The 14,954-nt window shown below is 60.6% G+C and carries 16 protein-coding genes; 5 read left to right on the top strand and 11 right to left on the bottom strand.

Annotation, left to right across the window (positions count from 1 at the left end):
* Positions 1 to 119 precede the first annotated feature (119 nt).
* From pncA to LVD08_RS05090, 4 genes are all read right to left on the bottom strand, one after another.
* Positions 120 to 746, bottom strand: a complete 627-nt coding sequence (gene pncA / locus LVD08_RS05105) for a bifunctional nicotinamidase/pyrazinamidase (protein ID WP_098963969.1) — start codon at positions 744 to 746, stop codon at positions 120 to 122.
* Between the two features lie 49 nt (positions 747 to 795).
* A complete protein-coding gene (locus LVD08_RS05100) occupies positions 796 to 1,554 on the bottom strand; it encodes an anti-sigma factor family protein (RefSeq protein ID WP_247267625.1) in 759 nt (252 codons plus the stop codon).
* Positions 1,551 to 2,036, bottom strand: coding sequence for a sigma-70 family RNA polymerase sigma factor (locus LVD08_RS05095; RefSeq protein ID WP_223007518.1), 486 nt, complete (start codon positions 2,034 to 2,036; stop codon positions 1,551 to 1,553). The genes LVD08_RS05100 and LVD08_RS05095 overlap by 4 nt, the downstream gene beginning before the upstream one ends.
* 63 nt (positions 2,037 to 2,099) lie before the next feature.
* Entirely contained in the window at positions 2,100 to 2,633 is a 534-nt protein-coding gene (locus tag LVD08_RS05090; RefSeq protein ID WP_027611978.1) for a tetratricopeptide repeat protein, read from the bottom strand.
* A gap of 175 nt (positions 2,634 to 2,808) precedes the next feature.
* On the opposite strand from LVD08_RS05090, the gene LVD08_RS05085 reads away from it, so the two are divergent.
* The 3 genes from LVD08_RS05085 (at position 2,809) to nudC (ending at position 5,451) form a co-directional block, all read left to right on the top strand.
* Entirely contained in the window at positions 2,809 to 3,582 is a 774-nt protein-coding gene (locus LVD08_RS05085) for a class I SAM-dependent methyltransferase (protein WP_247267623.1), read from the top strand.
* 219 nt (positions 3,583 to 3,801) lie between these two features.
* Positions 3,802 to 4,614: a crotonase/enoyl-CoA hydratase family protein gene (locus LVD08_RS05080; protein WP_247267622.1), complete on the top strand. Its 813-nt coding sequence runs from the start codon at positions 3,802 to 3,804 to the stop codon at positions 4,612 to 4,614.
* Positions 4,615 to 4,620: 6 nt separating this feature from the next.
* Positions 4,621 to 5,451, top strand: coding sequence for an NAD(+) diphosphatase (gene nudC, locus LVD08_RS05075; protein ID WP_247267621.1), 831 nt, complete (start codon positions 4,621 to 4,623; stop codon positions 5,449 to 5,451).
* Here nudC and LVD08_RS05070 read toward each other — a convergent pair.
* Complete coding sequence (locus LVD08_RS05070; protein ID WP_027611974.1) at positions 5,419 to 6,198, bottom strand: TSUP family transporter; 780 nt, start codon at positions 6,196 to 6,198, stop codon at positions 5,419 to 5,421. The two genes, nudC and LVD08_RS05070, sit on opposite strands and share 33 nt — an antisense overlap.
* Positions 6,199 to 6,530: 332 nt before the next feature.
* Between LVD08_RS05070 and sfnG the strand changes: the two genes are divergently transcribed.
* Complete coding sequence (gene sfnG / locus LVD08_RS05065) at positions 6,531 to 7,613, top strand: dimethylsulfone monooxygenase SfnG (RefSeq protein ID WP_247267620.1); 1,083 nt, start codon at positions 6,531 to 6,533, stop codon at positions 7,611 to 7,613.
* A gap of 121 nt (positions 7,614 to 7,734) precedes the next feature.
* Here sfnG and LVD08_RS05060 read toward each other — a convergent pair whose 3' ends face one another.
* Entirely contained in the window at positions 7,735 to 8,214 is a 480-nt protein-coding gene (locus LVD08_RS05060) for a nuclear transport factor 2 family protein (RefSeq protein ID WP_007963424.1), read from the bottom strand.
* A 56-nt stretch (positions 8,215 to 8,270) separates the two neighbouring features.
* Positions 8,271 to 8,834 carry a TetR/AcrR family transcriptional regulator gene (locus tag LVD08_RS05055; RefSeq protein WP_096796073.1) on the bottom strand — a complete coding sequence of 188 codons (564 nt, stop codon included), beginning with the start codon at positions 8,832 to 8,834 and terminating at the stop codon, positions 8,271 to 8,273.
* A gap of 206 nt (positions 8,835 to 9,040) precedes the next feature.
* Here LVD08_RS05055 and pssA point away from each other — a divergent pair, with 206 nt between their 5' ends.
* Positions 9,041 to 10,384: a CDP-diacylglycerol--serine O-phosphatidyltransferase gene (gene pssA, locus LVD08_RS05050; RefSeq protein WP_135295766.1), complete on the top strand. Its 1,344-nt coding sequence runs from the start codon at positions 9,041 to 9,043 to the stop codon at positions 10,382 to 10,384.
* Positions 10,385 to 10,507: 123 nt separating this feature from the next.
* Here pssA and efeO (LVD08_RS05045) read toward each other — a convergent pair whose 3' ends face one another.
* The 4 genes from efeO (LVD08_RS05045) to efeU are packed head-to-tail and all read right to left on the bottom strand — an operon-like array spanning position 10,508 to position 14,736.
* A complete protein-coding gene (gene efeO, locus LVD08_RS05045; RefSeq protein ID WP_247267619.1) occupies positions 10,508 to 11,332 on the bottom strand; it encodes an iron uptake system protein EfeO in 825 nt (274 codons plus the stop codon).
* A gap of 25 nt (positions 11,333 to 11,357) precedes the next feature.
* Positions 11,358 to 12,656 (bottom strand): iron uptake transporter deferrochelatase/peroxidase subunit, encoded by a 1,299-nt coding sequence (efeB, locus tag LVD08_RS05040; RefSeq protein ID WP_247267618.1) that lies wholly within the window; start codon positions 12,654 to 12,656, stop codon positions 11,358 to 11,360.
* 17 nt (positions 12,657 to 12,673) lie between these two features.
* Positions 12,674 to 13,873 (bottom strand): iron uptake system protein EfeO, encoded by a 1,200-nt coding sequence (gene efeO / locus LVD08_RS05035; protein ID WP_247267617.1) that lies wholly within the window; start codon positions 13,871 to 13,873, stop codon positions 12,674 to 12,676.
* An 8-nt stretch (positions 13,874 to 13,881) separates the two neighbouring features.
* Positions 13,882 to 14,736 carry an iron uptake transporter permease EfeU gene (efeU, locus tag LVD08_RS05030; protein WP_027611967.1) on the bottom strand — a complete coding sequence of 285 codons (855 nt, stop codon included), beginning with the start codon at positions 14,734 to 14,736 and terminating at the stop codon, positions 13,882 to 13,884.
* Positions 14,737 to 14,954: the final 218 nt, after the last annotated feature.

Here is a 14,954-nt window from a genome sequence, read left to right as displayed (position 1 = left end):
CAATAGCATTCGATGAGCCAAGGAGTTGAATTACAAAGTTGACTTCCTTCAGTCGACATAAATTAATCTGACACACCGCTTTCGCGAGCAAGCCCGCTCCCACAGGGGGTTTCTGTTGGTCAGATCAGTTGGTTCGACTGAATCAAGCCAACCCCGGCCGTCTGCATCCGCTCCATCGCCGCTGCCAGTGACCCATCCCTGTCAATGGCACGACAGGCATCCAGCACCACGAACGCGTTGAACCCCGCCGCCCGTGCATCCAGCGCAGAAAACATCACGCAGAAATCCAATGCCAGACCGACCATGTACACCGTGTCGATACCGCGCTCCTTCAGATAACCGGCCAGACCGGTGGTGGTGCGCCGGTCCGCTTCGAGAAACGCCGAATAGCTGTCGATGTCCGGATTACAGCCCTTGCGGATGATCAGTTGCGCGTGCGGCAGGTTCAGCTCGGGGTGAAACTCGGCGCCGGCAGTGCCTTGCACACAATGCTCCGGCCAGAGTACCTGCTCGCCGTAGGGCAACTGAATTACCTCGTAAGGCTGGTGTCCGGGGTGGCTTGAGGCAAAGGACGCGTGGCCGCTCGGGTGCCAGTCCTGGGCAATCACCACCTGTTTGAACAGGCCACCGAGGCGATTGATCAGCGGCACGATCTGATCGCCTTCGGGCACGGCCAACTGGCCGCCGGGGATGAAGTCGTTCTGCACGTCAATGACCAGCAGGGCGGTGCGGGGTGAAATCTGCATCGGGGCTTCCTCCTTGGATAATCACCCGCTCAGCATAGTGGAGCGGCACTCACGCGCCCAGCTTGTCGACCAGGTGTTTTGCCAGGTCTTCCAGCGCCGGCGCCGGGTTGTGCCCGATCAACATCCACGCATGCTCACCTTCGGTCCAGTACACCACGTTCATTTCGTGGCGCCGTTCGTGCGCCAAAGGCTGGCTGCCACTGTTGGAGCGAGTCACGCACAAGGCCAGCGGCCCGTGTTTCGCATCGAGATAGGTCAGTTGCGCAATCGGCACACCGTCGTACTCGAGCATTTGTGCACGCTTGAGTTCGGCGCCCGGCAACTTCACCAGTGCCGGCGACAGACTCAGCCCCAAGCGTGCATCTACCGCACGCAGTTGCGATCGCTGGCTGGCTTCGTCACTGGGCAGGTGATCGAGGGTTTGCGGCACATACAGTGCCATGTAGTCGCCCACCAGGGCGCGCCAGTTATGCGTTTGCTGCGTTTGCCAGGCGAGAAACAGGCGATCGGCCAACACGCCGCCCGCCAGCAGACTCGCGGCGACCGCACCGATGAACCAGCGTCGGCTCAGGCCTGGCTGCTGAGGGGCGGGGATGGCATCGAGGCGCGCCTGCAAACGTTCCAGCGGTGCCTGTTGCGCCAGTTCGTCATAGGCATCCTTGTACGGCAGGCTGCTGCGTTCGAACCATTGCACGCGCAGGCTGAGCAACGGGTCGTCGGCAATCGCGCTGTCGAGCTGGCTGCGATACGCGGGGTCCAGCTCGTCATCGAGGTAGGCCACCAGTTGTTCGTCGGAGGGCCTGTTCATGGGTGGTCACCTCCGGTGGTTTTCGGCACGGCTTGCAGGGGCGGATATTCAGCCAGTTTCAGTCGCGCGGTGGCCAGACGGCTCATCACCGTGCCGATCGGCACTTGCAGGATCTCGGCGACTTCGCGGTAGGACAGGCCTTCGACATAGGCCAGGTACACGGTTTCGCGTTGGGTCTCCGGCAACGCATCGACCCGGCGAATCACTTGCGCCGCCATCACATGAGTCTGCGCGGCGTATTCGCCATCGAAGGCCAATTGCGCGTCGGCATCGACCTGACCGGCGCCCTGACGCACCCGGCGGGCGCGCACTTCGTTGAGCCAGATCGAATGCAGGATGCTCAGCAACCAGCGATCCATGCGCGTGCCGGCCACATATTGGCCGGCACGTTCCAGCGCCCGCACACACGTGGCCTGCACCAGATCCTCGGCCACGTGATGATTGCGCGACAGCAGCAGGCCGTAGCGCCACAGCCGCGCCAGATGCTGTCCGAGTTCCGCTCTGAATGCCTGATCGCTGACGATGATGGCGTTCCTTTATCTATGTCAGGTTTTCGATGAATCGTTGATGGCTTCAGCCAGGTCCTGGTATTCCTCGCAGGCGGTGCCGCAAATCGATTTGATCTGCTGCAATTGCTCCTGCGCCAGGTCGACGCGGCCTTTGATCACATAGGCTTCGCCGAGGTATTCACGCACTTGCGCGTACTGCGGATCGAGTTTCACCGATTGCAGGTAATAGCCGATGCCTTCATCGGTACGCCCCAGTTTTCGCGTGGCGTAACCGCGATAGTTGAGGGCTTTGGCGGTGTTCGGTTGTTGCAGGGTGTCGAGCAGGGCCAGGGCCTCTTCGTAGCGACCGTCCTTGGCCAATCGGTAGGCATAGTCGGTGCGATCGGCATCCCGTACGGCGCTGCTGGTCTGCAGCACACATTTCTGTGATTTGCTGTCCCAGACCTGGCCTTTGGGGCAGTTGGGCTTCTGCACGGGCGCGCTTTCATCACCGTTGGCAAACGCCATCGATGCGGACAACACGGTGACCAGCAGCAACGGGGCGGCGAACATAACGGAACGGATAGTCATGGGCAAGGCTCCACAGAGGGTTATGTTTCACTTTGAACACCACAGCCCGGCATTTTATTCATTGCTTTGTCAGGCTCTGTTCAAGGTACGCGCAAATCGCGGCGTTATGCTCGGCTACGCCTGCCGTCCATCCAGCGCTTTGCCATGCCCCGGCGCTGACACACGAGGAACTGCCATGAAAGATCAGGTCCATCACTCCGCTGCTGCCGGCTACAAGACTGCCGCTGACACCTACATCAAGGGCCGCCCGGACTACCCGCCGCAGGTCAGTCAGTGGCTGACCCAGACGTTGGGTCTGGATAGTCACAAGACTGTCATCGATCTGGGTGCCGGTACCGGCAAGTTCACCGGCCGGCTGGTGGCGACCGATGCACAGGTGATCGCTGTGGAACCGGTGGCGCAGATGCTGGAAAAACTTGCCGCGGCCTGGCCGCAGGTGTTGGCGGTGAGCGGTACCGCGACCGATCTGCCACTGCCTGACGCGTCGGTGGATGCAGTGGTCTGCGCGCAGGCGTTCCATTGGTTCGCCACGCCGGAAGCCCTGACGGAAATCGCCCGCGTGCTCAAGCCTGGCGGCAAGCTTGGGTTGATCTGGAACCTGCGCGATACGCAAGTCAGCTGGGTGCCGAAACTCGACGCGATCGTCAATGCTCTGGAAGGTGATACGCCACGTTATTACACCGGTCAATGGCGCGAGGTGTTTCCGCATCCGGCGTTCGGGGCGTTGCAGTTACAGCAGTTTCATCACGGACACACCGGCTCGCCGGAAGACGTGATTTTCAATCGGGTGCGCTCCACCAGTTTCATTGCGGCCTTGCCGCAGGCGCAGCGCGACAAGGTTGATGAGCAGATTCGCGCGTTGATTGCCTCGGAACCGGCGTTGCGGGGGCGGCATGTGCTGACGGTGCCTTATGAGACGGCGGCTTATGTGGCAGTGAAGGTTAGCTAGATCGGCGGTGAGCCTATCGCGGGCAAGCCACGCTCCCACAGGGTCAGGTTTGATCACAAAGTCTGTGATCAAACCTGACCCTGTGGGAGCGGGCTTGCTCGCGAAGAGGCCAGCCCTGACACTGCATCTCTCGACCCAGTCCCGCATTTGGCCGAACCGCCATCGTCATGCCTTGTTATAGTTCGGGCCTCATTTTCTGCCCGGTAAAGGATCACTGCCATGACTCAATACACCGCCTTCAGCGTCGAACTGGCCGACAACATCGCGCATGTGCAGATCAATCGCCCGGAAAAGATCAACTCGATGAACGCCGCGTTCTGGAGCGAGATCGTCGAGATTTTCCAGTGGATCGATGACACCGATGAAGTGCGGGTGGTGGTGCTGAGCGGTAACGGCAAACATTTTTCCTCGGGCATCGACCTGATGATGCTCGCCGGCGTCGCCAATGAACTGGGCAAGGACGTCGGCCGTAATGCGCGCCTGCTGCGGCGCAAGATCCTCACCCTGCAAGCCTCGTTCAACGCCGTCGACAACTGCCGCAAACCGGTACTGGCGGCGATTCAAGGCTATTGCCTCGGCGGTGCGATCGACCTGATCGCCGCCTGCGACATGCGTTACGCCGCCGAAGACGCGCAATTCTCGATCAAGGAAATCGATATCGGCATGGCTGCCGATGTTGGCACGTTGCAACGGTTGCCACGGATCATCGGTGACGGCATGCTGCGTGAACTCGCTTACACCGGGCGCACTTTCGGCGCAGATGAAGCGCGCAGCATCGGTCTGGTCAATCGCGTTTACGCTGACAAGGAGCTGCTGCTCGAAGGCGTGATGGACATTGCTCGCGAGATCGCCAGCAAATCGCCAATCGCGGTCACCGGCACCAAGGAAATGATCAGCTACATGCGCGACCATCGCATCGACGACGGCCTCGAATACGTTGCCACCTGGAACGCCGCCATGTTGCAATCCACCGACTTGTGCGTGGCCATGGCCGCCCATATGAGTAAACAGAAACCCGAATTTCTGGATTGAGAAACCATGACAGCTCGCTGGACCACTGCAGTACTGGACACCGATCAACCCGGCGGCTGGGCCGTGGCGCGCAGCCCCGATGGCTTTCTGTTCGATGACAACGGAGCGCTGTTCCCCCGGGAATGGCTCAAGCGTCAGGAGTTGTCGATTCTCACCGAACACGGCATCGGCCATCTCGATGGCGAGCCGGTGTATCTGCTGGAATTGCACAGCTCCAGCGACGTGCCGGGCTGCAACTGGAAAGGCCTGCGGGCGTTCATGCTCGAAGGCGATCACACCGTCTATAAGGTGCTGGGCTATGCCGCGCAGATCGGCACCTGGGCGCGTGAACATCGCTTCTGCGGCAACTGTGGGCAGGCGATGACGCAGGTGCCGCGCGAGCGAGCGATGTATTGCCAGCCGTGCGACCTGCGCAGTTATCCGCGCATTTCGCCGAGCATGATTGTGCTGATCACCCGCGGAGACGAGATCCTGCTGGCGCGTTCACCGCGTTTCGTCACCGGGGTCTACAGCACGCTGGCCGGGTTCGCCGAGCCGGGCGAGTCGGCGGAGGACTGTCTGGTTCGCGAGGTGCGCGAGGAGGTCAGCATCGAAGTGAAGAACATCCAGTACATGGGCAGCCAGTGCTGGCCGTTCCCGCATTCGATGATGCTCGGCTTCCATGCCGAATATGCGGGTGGCGAGATCATCTGTCAGGAAGACGAGATCGAAGACGCCCAGTGGTTCAACGTGCACGATCTGCCGCCGTTGCCGGCGTCAAAATCGATTGCCCGTTATCTGATCGACGTCTACGTGGCCCGCCGCTTAGGCCACGCTGAACCAGTGTTGCCAGGCTAGGCGCACGGTCAAACCCAATACCACGGTGATGAACACCGGACGAATGAACTTGGCGCCGCCGCTGATCGCGGTGCGCGCCCCGAAGAATGCGCCGACCATCACCGACAGGCCCATGCTCAGGCCGATGATCCAATCCACTTGCCCGGAGAACACGAACACCGACAGCGCCGCGATGTTGCTGACGAAGTTCATGCTGCGCGCCACACCGCTGGCCTTGACCAGGTCGATCGGGTAGAGCAGCAGGCTGCTGACCGTCCAGAACGCACCCGTGCCAGGGCCGGCCACGCCGTCGTAGAAACCGAGGCTGAAGCCTTGGGTCGATTGCCATTTCTTCTTGATCGGCGCGTCGCTGTCCAGCGGCGCTTTGGGCGTGCCGCCGAACAACAGATACAGGCCACAGGCGAAGACGATCACCGGCAGCATCTTGTTCAGCCATTCCGCCGGCAGGTAGTGCGCGACGATGGCACCGGTGAGCGCGCCGACCAGGGTGCCGACGATCGCGTGCATCCACTGCCGGGGGTGGAACAGTTTGCGTCGGTAGAAGGTGAAACTGGCGGTGGCCGAGCCGAACGTCGAACTCAGTTTGTTGGTGCCCAGCACCAGGTGCGGTGGCAGGCCGGCAGTGAGCAGCGCCGGGGTGGTCAACAGACCGCCGCCGCCGGCAATGGCGTCGATGAAACCGGCAATGAAAGCGACAAGGGCCAGAACGGCCAGGGTGGTGAGGTCAACGCTGAGTTCGAAAGGCATGGAATCGGCTTATTCGGCAGGGCGCAGAAGGGCTGCGGGGAAGGCGGTCATGTTACCTGTATCCAACTGTTGCGGCGACCCGTAAAGCTTCATCGCGAGCAGGCTCACTCCTACATTTGAAATGCGTTCCCCCTGTAGGAGTGAGCCTGCTCGCGATGGGGTCAGCCCTTTCAACTCAAAACCCAACTGTTGCCCACCCAACACCTCGACAACAAATCACCCTCCAACAATGCAACTCCATCAGCCTCAAGCCCAATAAAACCGGCCCTCTGGACGCTGGCACGCTTGCTGCTCTGTCCCATTGACCTTCCCAATGTCCCGAGGACACGCCAATGAGCAAGCAAGCCGTGAAATTCGCCTACTGGGTGCCGAACGTCAGTGGTGGCCTGGTGGTCAGCAAGATCGAGCAGCGCACCGACTGGGGCATCGACTACAACCGCAAACTGGCGCAACTCGCCGAAGCGGCGGGGTTCGAGTACGCCCTGACGCAGATCCGCTTTACCGCCGGTTACGGTGCCGAGTTCCAGCATGAGTCGGTGGCGTTCAGTCATGCGCTGCTGGCCGCTACCAGCAAACTCAAGGTGATCGCGGCGATTCTACCGGGGCCTTGGCAACCGGCGCTGGCGGCCAAGCAACTGGCGACCATCGATCAACTCACCAACGGCCGGATTGCGGTGAACATCGTCAGCGGTTGGTTCAAGGGCGAATTCCAGGCCATCGGCGAACATTGGCTGGAACACGACGAGCGCTACCGGCGTTCCGAAGAATTCATCCGCTCGCTGCGCGGGATCTGGAGCCAGGATAACTTCAGCTTTCGCGGCGATTTCTACCGCTTCGACAATTACAGCCTCAAACCGAAACCGCTGGGCCGCCCGGAAATCTTCCAGGGCGGCAGTTCCCGCGCGGCACGAGACATGGCGGCGCGAGTCTCCGACTGGTATTTCACCAACGGCAACAGCGTCGAAGGAATCAAGGCGCAGGTTGATGACATCCGCGCCAAAGCGGCGGCGAACAAGCATTCGGTGAAGATCGGCGTCAACGCCTTTGTCATCGCTCGCGACACTGAAGAAGAAGCGCGCGCGGTACTGGCGCAGATCATCGACCAGGCTGACCCGGAAGCGGTTAACGCCTTTGGTGACGCAGCGAAGCAAGCGGGCAGGGCATCACCGGAGGGTGAGGGCAACTGGGCGAAATCGACGTTCGAGGATCTGGTGCAGTACAACGACGGCTTCAAGACCAACCTGATCGGCACGCCACAGCAGATTGCCGAGCGGATTGTGGCGCTGAAAGCGGTGGGGGTGGATCTGGTGTTGGCGGGGTTTCTGCACTTTCAGGAGGAGGTGGAGTATTTCGGCAAGCGGGTGTTGCCGTTGGTGCGAGAGCTGGAGGCTGAAAGGACTGCCGCAGTAGCCTGAACACCACAAAACCCTGTAGGAGTGAGCCTGCTCGCGATTGCGTATGAACAGTCAATATTCAGGCTGACTGACACACCGCTATCGCGAGCAGGCTCACTCCTACAATTGGAACTATGTGAACTTAGAGGCCCAGGTCGGAAAGCCCCGGATGATCATCCGGACGCCGCCCCAGCGGCCAATGGAACTTGCGCTCGCTTTCCTTGATCGGCATGTCGTTGATGCAGGCATAGCGCTGGAACATCAGGCCGTGCTCATCGAACTCCCAGTTTTCATTGCCGTAGGAACGAAACCAGTTGCCCGAATCGTCGCGCCATTCATAGGCGTAGCGCACGGCAATCCGCGTGTCCGAATACGCCCAGAGTTCCTTGATCAAACGGTAATCGAGTTCCTTGGCCCATTTGCGGGTCAGGAACGCCTTGGCTTCTTCGCGGTTGTTGGCGAACTCGGCGCGGTTGCGCCATTTTGTGTCGAGGGTGTAGGCCAGCGAAACCTTCTCGGGATCGCGGGAGTTCCAGCCATCTTCGGCCAGACGTACTTTTTCGATAGCCGATTCACGGTTGAACGGCGGTAAAGGCGGACGCACTTGGGCAGCAGTCGACATTTTCAGTCTCCCGATCTAATTAACGATTAAACAACGGTTGAGGCTTATTTAAGGCGTTACAGGTCCAATAACTTACGCGCCATGCATTGCGCATTATCAGCGGCACTGTGATCACCCATCACAAGCGCTACGGTAATGGCGCCGTCAATCAGGATCAGCAATTGTCTGGCCAGACGTTGCGGATCTTCGACGCCATGTTCGGTACACAGCTCGCACAGGTAGTCGAGCAGCTTCTGTTTGTGGTCTTTGGCGACCTGGCGCACCGGGTCTTCGGGATCACCGGTCTCGCCACTGGTATTGATGAAAGCACAGCCACGGAAGCCTTCCGAGGCGAACCAGCTTTTGAGCACGGTAAACAGGTTGAGCAGGCGGTCGGCCGGGGTTTCGGCCTGATCGACAGCACTTCTGTACCAATGCATCCAGCGCACGTCGCGGCGTTGCAGGGCGGCTACGGTCAGCTCCTCCTTGTTGGCGAAGTAGCGGTAGATGCTTTTTCTGGAGACGCCGGCGGTTTTCACCAGAAGATCCATGCCGGTGGCCGCGATGCCACTTTTGTAGATCAACTTTTCGGTGACATCCAGAATGATGTCGCGGGTCGAGGTGTCAGTGATTTCGTTCATGTGGCCAACAGTAGAACGATCGTTCTCCTTGGTCAAGCATTGATTTTCAGATTGCTTTCGCGAGCAGGCTCGCTCCCACATTTGAAATGCGATCCATTGTGGGAGCGAGCCTGCTCGCGAAGGGGGCATTACAGACAGTAACAAGACCCGAACCGGTTGATGGTGTAAGCTCTCGGGTTCTTCGGATTCGACCCATTGCGAGCCCTATGCCGTTGCTTTTCAAACGCTCTTTGCTGCCCAAACTGCGCAGCTTTCCGCTGACTGCCGAGGCCGTGACCATTCTGTCCGGCGCCGCCGAGTTCCGTCGTTGCCTGCTGGAGAAAATCGCCGAGGCGACCCGGCGCATCTACATCGTTGCGCTGTATCTGCAGCACGACGAGGCCGGTCAGGAAATCCTCGATGCCTTGCACGCCGCCAAGCTCAAGCGCCCGGAGCTGGAGATCGTCGTGGTGGTTGACTGGCTGCGCGCCCAGCGCGGGTTGATCGGTGCCGGCAAACAGCCGGGCAACTCGGCGTGGTACCAGGAAATGACCCGCACCCATCAGAGTGAAGTGCCGGTCTACGGCGTGCCGGTGCAGACCCGCGAACTGTTCGGCGTCCTGCATCTGAAAGGCTTCGTGATCGACGATTACGTAGTTTACAGCGGTGCGAGCCTGAACAACGTCTACCTGCACAAGTTCGACAAGTACCGTTTCGACCGCTACCACGTGCTGCACAGCCGCGAACTGGCGGATTCAATGCATCACCTGGTCAAGCACGGCCTGATCGAATCCAAGGCTGTGCATCGCCTCGACCTGCCGAACCTGCCGACTACCCGCAGCTTGCGCAACGACATCGGCGACCTGCGCAGCCGACTCAAATATGCGGCGTACGACACCAGCGCCGGCAGCACGGCGCACACTGGCCTGTCGGTAAGTCCGCTGCTGGGCGTGGGCAAGAACAACCCGTTGAACCGGGTGATTGTCGAGCTGATCGCCAGTGCGCAACAGCAGCTGACCATCTGCACGCCGTACTTCAACCTGCCGCTGCCGATCATCCGCGAGGTCAACCGTGCACTGGCCCGTGGGGTGAAGATCGACATCGTGGTCGGCGACAAGACGGCCAACGATTTCTACATTCCGCCGAGCGAGCCGTTCAAGGTGATTGCGGCGCTGCCGTATCTGTACGAAATCAGCCTGCGGCGTTTTGCCAAGCGGCATCAGCGCAACATCGACAGCGGCCAGTTGAACCTGCATCTGTGGCGTGACGGCGACAACAGCTATCACCTCAAGGGCATGTGGGTCGACCAGCGCTATACGCTGCTGACCGGCAACAACCTCAATCCACGGGCGTTTCGTCTGGACCTGGAAAACGCGCTGCTGATCGATGATCCGCAAGGCGAGTGGCTTGAGCCACGGGCGAAGGAGCAGCAAGAGATCTTCCGCAACACCACGCGGATTGCCAGCTTCCAGAACCTGGAAACCTTGCCGGAGTACCCGGCGGGGGTGGCGAAGTTTCTCAAGCGGGTGAGCCGGGTGCGGATCGAGCGGTTGCTCTACCGGATTTTGTAAACTTTCAGATTATTCGGTGCGGTTAAAACCGCTATCGCGAGCAGGCTCACTCCTACAGGGGAATGCATTCCAACTGTAGGAGTGAGCCTGCTCGCGATGGGGCACTTAAGGCCTCTACATCAATCAGTTCAGACCCAGCTTGCCACGCAATGTGGACAGATCTTCCGCCAAGGTATTGACCGGGCCAACCAGCGCCTTGCGATCGTTGTCCTTCACCTTGTCATAAGTCTCGAAACCACCGTCCTTGGTCTTGTACTTGGCAAGGATCTTGTCCACGGTTGCGAAGTTCTTGTCGACTTTGGCAACAAACGCCTTGTCCTGTTTTTCGATCTGCGGACGGAACAGGTCGACGATTTTCTTCGCGCCGTCGATGTTGCCCTGGAAGTCATACAGATCAGTGTGACTGTAACGGTCTTCTTCACCGGAGATCTTGGTCGCGGCAACCTCTTCCAGCAGGGCAGCAGCACCACCGACGACTTTCTCCGGCGGGAAGGTCAGGCCAGCGACGCGGGTTTGCAGATCTTTCACATCGCTGTCGAGCTCGTCCGCCAGAGCACTCAGACCTTCGGTGGTCTTCTCCGAGAACAGCGAATATTCAATGCGGTGAAAACCGGTGAAGTCTTCAGCCTTCACGCCTTTTTCGTGGTCGTCGACGCGCGAGTCGATGGACGCATCAAGGTCACTGAACAGCTCGGCAATCGGCTCGATCGACTCGTAGTAGACGCGGGTCGGCGCGTAGAGCTTTTGCGCGGTGGCCAGATCGCCTTTCTTCACCGCATCGGTGAATTGTTTAGTGTGGCTGCCCAGTTCATCCAGTTGCTCGGTGACGTAGATCTTGTAGTCCGACACCGGGCCGACCAGATCCAGTGGCGCCGTCGCGGCGAACGCCGACAGCGGGGTGTTGAGCAAACCGAGGGTCAGCAGTAACGCGAGTGGCGACTTTTTCATGGAGCGGCTCCGAGGTTTTTTATGGTTAGGCAGCTGTTTTGGGTTGGGTGGCGTTGAGCAGCGAGCGACCGATGAAATCCTTGTCGCCGGTCACACCCGGAAGGGTGAAGAAGTAACCGCCGCCGACCGGTTTGAGGTATTCCTCAAGCGGCTCGCCGTTGAGCCGGGTCTGCACGGTGATGAAGCCTTTTTCCAGATCGGCCTGGTAGCAGATGAACAGCAGGCCCATGTCGAGCTGGCCGTTCTTGTTCACGCCGTTGGAGTAGTTGAACGGCCGGCGCAGGATCAGGTTGGCCTGGCTCGCGGCGGTGCGCGGGTTGGCCAGGCGAATGTGTGCGTCGAGCTTGGTCAGTTTGCCTTCCGGGTCTTTGCTGTAATCCGGGACTTCGCTCTCGTGCTGCGCGCCCATCGGTGCGCCAGTGGTCTTGACCCTGCCGATGATGCTTTCCTGTTCCTGCAACGGCGTACGATCCCAGCGCTCGACAAAATTGCGGATGATCCGCACCGCTTGATAGCTGCCGTGGGCCGCCCACGCCGGCTCATCGCTGCCCGGTTGCACCCAGACAATCTTGTCCATGGCCTTGGCATCGTTTGAATCGGGGTTGGCCGAGCCGTCGCGGAAACCGAGAAAGTTACGCGCCGATTGCGCCGGCACACCCGGTTTGGCCGGGGCTTGTGGCGGCACGCTGCCTTCCTGTTTCCAGCGCACCAGCAGCAGGTCCGGCAGGTTCTTGACGATGTCGCGCAAGGCGTGAATGTTGGTGTCGGCAGTGTTCGAGCAGAATTGCAGGCTCAGATCGCCGTGGCAGCAATCGGCCTCCAGTGCATCGTTGGGGAAGCCGACCATGCGTTGCAGGCGCTTCGGTTTGGCGGCGGCCAGACCGAAGCGCTCGTCGAACAGCGATTCGCCTACCGAGACGGTGATGGTCAGGTTGTCCGGGGTCACCACCGGGCCGAGAATGCCGGAATCCGGCGGCGGCAGTTTCGGGTCGATCTGCGCCACCGGGCCGCCCTTCATCAGGAACGCGATGCGCTCGTTGAGGGTACGGAACAGCCGCTCCAGGTCTTCGCGATCGCTAGCCAGCACGTCGAAGGACACGAACATGCCGGACGCCGGACGCGGGGTGACGATCCCGGTCTGGTGCACGCCGTGGAAATCGTGGCGGTCTTCGGTCTTGTCGCTGCTCGGCGCTTCGGTGACTTGCGCCGGGGCCGCCGCCATGGCCGGGCAGCTCAGGGCCGAACCGGCCAGCGCAACACCGGCGACACCCATACCCATCAACAGGCGGCGACGTTGCAGATCGAGGTTTTGCAATTCTTTCATCGGTATTCGTCTTCTGCTTACAGGCCGGAAAGGCCGAGGGCGGGATCGATGCCATCCAGAGCGTCAGCCAGGGCCTGAGCCTTGTCGGCGATCTGTTTGCGTTGTTCGCCACTGACCATGTCGTAAGTGGCGTAGCCGTCCTTGACCTTGAAGCTGTTCAGTACGCTGTCGAAATCACTCAGCGCCGCGTCGATTTTCGGCAGCAGATCCGGCGCTGACTTGGTCAGCATCGGCCGCAGCAGCTCGACGACTTTGTGCGCGGTTTCCAGGTTGTTGGCGAAGCCGTTGAGGTCGGCGTGGCTGTAGCGTTCCTCTTCACCGCTAGCGGCGCGCACATCAGCCAGGGTGTTGAGATTGCGCACCACGATGCTCACCAGTTGCTCCGGCGGCAGCGATTGGGCCAGCAGCTGTTGCTTGAGCGTGGTGACGTCGGCCAGCAGACGCTCGGCGACCGGGTTCAAGCCGTCGAGGCTGCGTTGCTGGAACAGTGCATATTCGACGCGGTGGAAGCCGACGAAGGCCGGATCCTGTTCGCGTTTTTCGAAGTAATCGGCGCGGGCATTGATGCTGTTGTCCAGTTCGGCCAGCCGTTGCGCGGCAGGCGCCAGACGCTGGTAAGCGGCACGCGCCGGCAGGTACAGCGTCTGCGCCTGGGCCAGATCGCCGCCGGCAATTGCCTGATTCAGCGCGGTCACGGCTTTGATCAGCGCGCTGCCTTGCGTCGCCAGATACACGCGGAACTCCGACAGCGGCCCGACGAAGGCGACCATCGATGGCTTGGCCTTGGCGGCAGCATCGGAGGCTGCCGTCGGCGTCACGTGCAGTACGCCACGCGGATTGCTCAGCAGACCGCAAGTGATCGCGTAGTCGCCGGGTTGCAGGTTGGCGTTGATCACCTGGCTCAGGCCCGGCGCGATGTTTTCGCGCTCTTCGATCACCAGCACGCCGTCGAGGATTTCCCACTCCACCGCCCGGTCAGAACGGTTGACGATGCGGAAACTGGCGCGGCCGGCAGGAACCGTCAGCTCGTTCGGATCGCAGCTGTGGGCGTTGATGTTGACCACGACTTCGTCATGGTTGTGCTGACGCTTGGCCGCGGCCATTTTCGAGGCGTAGTAGAACAGGCCACCGGCGGCGATCATCACGACCACCGAACCGGCCACCGCCCAGCGCAAGGCGCGGGGAGGGGAGGCCTGAGGAGTATTAGGCTTTGACATGGAGGCCCTTATTGGCTGGAAACGGAAGACGATTTGCCGGCTGCGTCAGCACTGGAGGCCGGCGCGGCGGGGTAGAAAAACATCACCAGCGCCAGCACCAGATAGATCAGGTACGCACCGAGGGTGCTGACGGTCGGCGCATCCTGATAACCGAACATGCCGGCCAGCACCGAGCCCAGCGGGCCGTCCATCGGCAGCGTCGCGCTGAAGTCGAACAGCACGGTTTGCAGGTGATTCCACACGCCGGCTTCATGCAGGGCTTGCACCGAATTGGCGAGGATCCCGGCGGCGACCACCAGAATGAACAACCCGGTCCACTTGAAGAACGCCGACAGGTTCAGGCGCATGCTGCCGCTGTAGATCAGGAAGCCGACAACAATCGCCAGCACCAGGCCGAGCAGGGCACCGATCGGCGCGCCCGGGCCTTCGCTCTGCTGGAACACGGCGAGCAGGAAGAACACGGTTTCCAGGCCTTCGCGAGCCACGGCGAAGAACACCATGGCGATCAGCGCGATCACCTGATGTTTTGACGAAGTCAGAGCGTGATCCAGCGAGGCCTGCAACGAATGCTTGATCGACCGCGCGACCTTGCGCATCCAGAACACCATCGAACTGAGAATGCCCACCGCGACGAGTCCGACAATGCCTTCAAACAACTCCTGCTGTTTCTGTGGGAATTCGGCGCTGACCAGTTCCAGGCCACCGCCGACCAGCAGCGCCAGAGCGGCGGCGAGGAAGACGCCGATCCACACTGCCGGCATCCACTGGCCACGACCGGTCTGTTGCAGGTAGCTGGCGATGATGCCAACGATCAGGGCGGCTTCAATGCCTTCGCGCAGCATGATCAGAAAGGGAACGAGCATTCGGTGTCCACTAAGTCATTCGAAGAAGTTACAAGTTGTAACATAATGACAACCATTCTCACATGACAATGATTGACATAAACCTGAACGCAAGCTGAACAACCTGTTTTTTGCCACGCACAAATCCCTGTGGGAGGGGGATTGTTCGCGGAGGGGGGGCGGCCGGGCGGAAGGGGGGTGGTGGGACAACCGCTTCCCGGGCCAGCCCCCCCCCCCCC

It is taken from the genome of Pseudomonas sp. YL2, assembly GCF_023063025.1.
GTDB lineage: Bacteria > Pseudomonadota > Gammaproteobacteria > Pseudomonadales > Pseudomonadaceae > Aquipseudomonas > Aquipseudomonas putida_A.
Note: the sequence above shows the minus strand (reverse complement) of the source record. Positions and strands in the feature narration are given on the sequence as shown.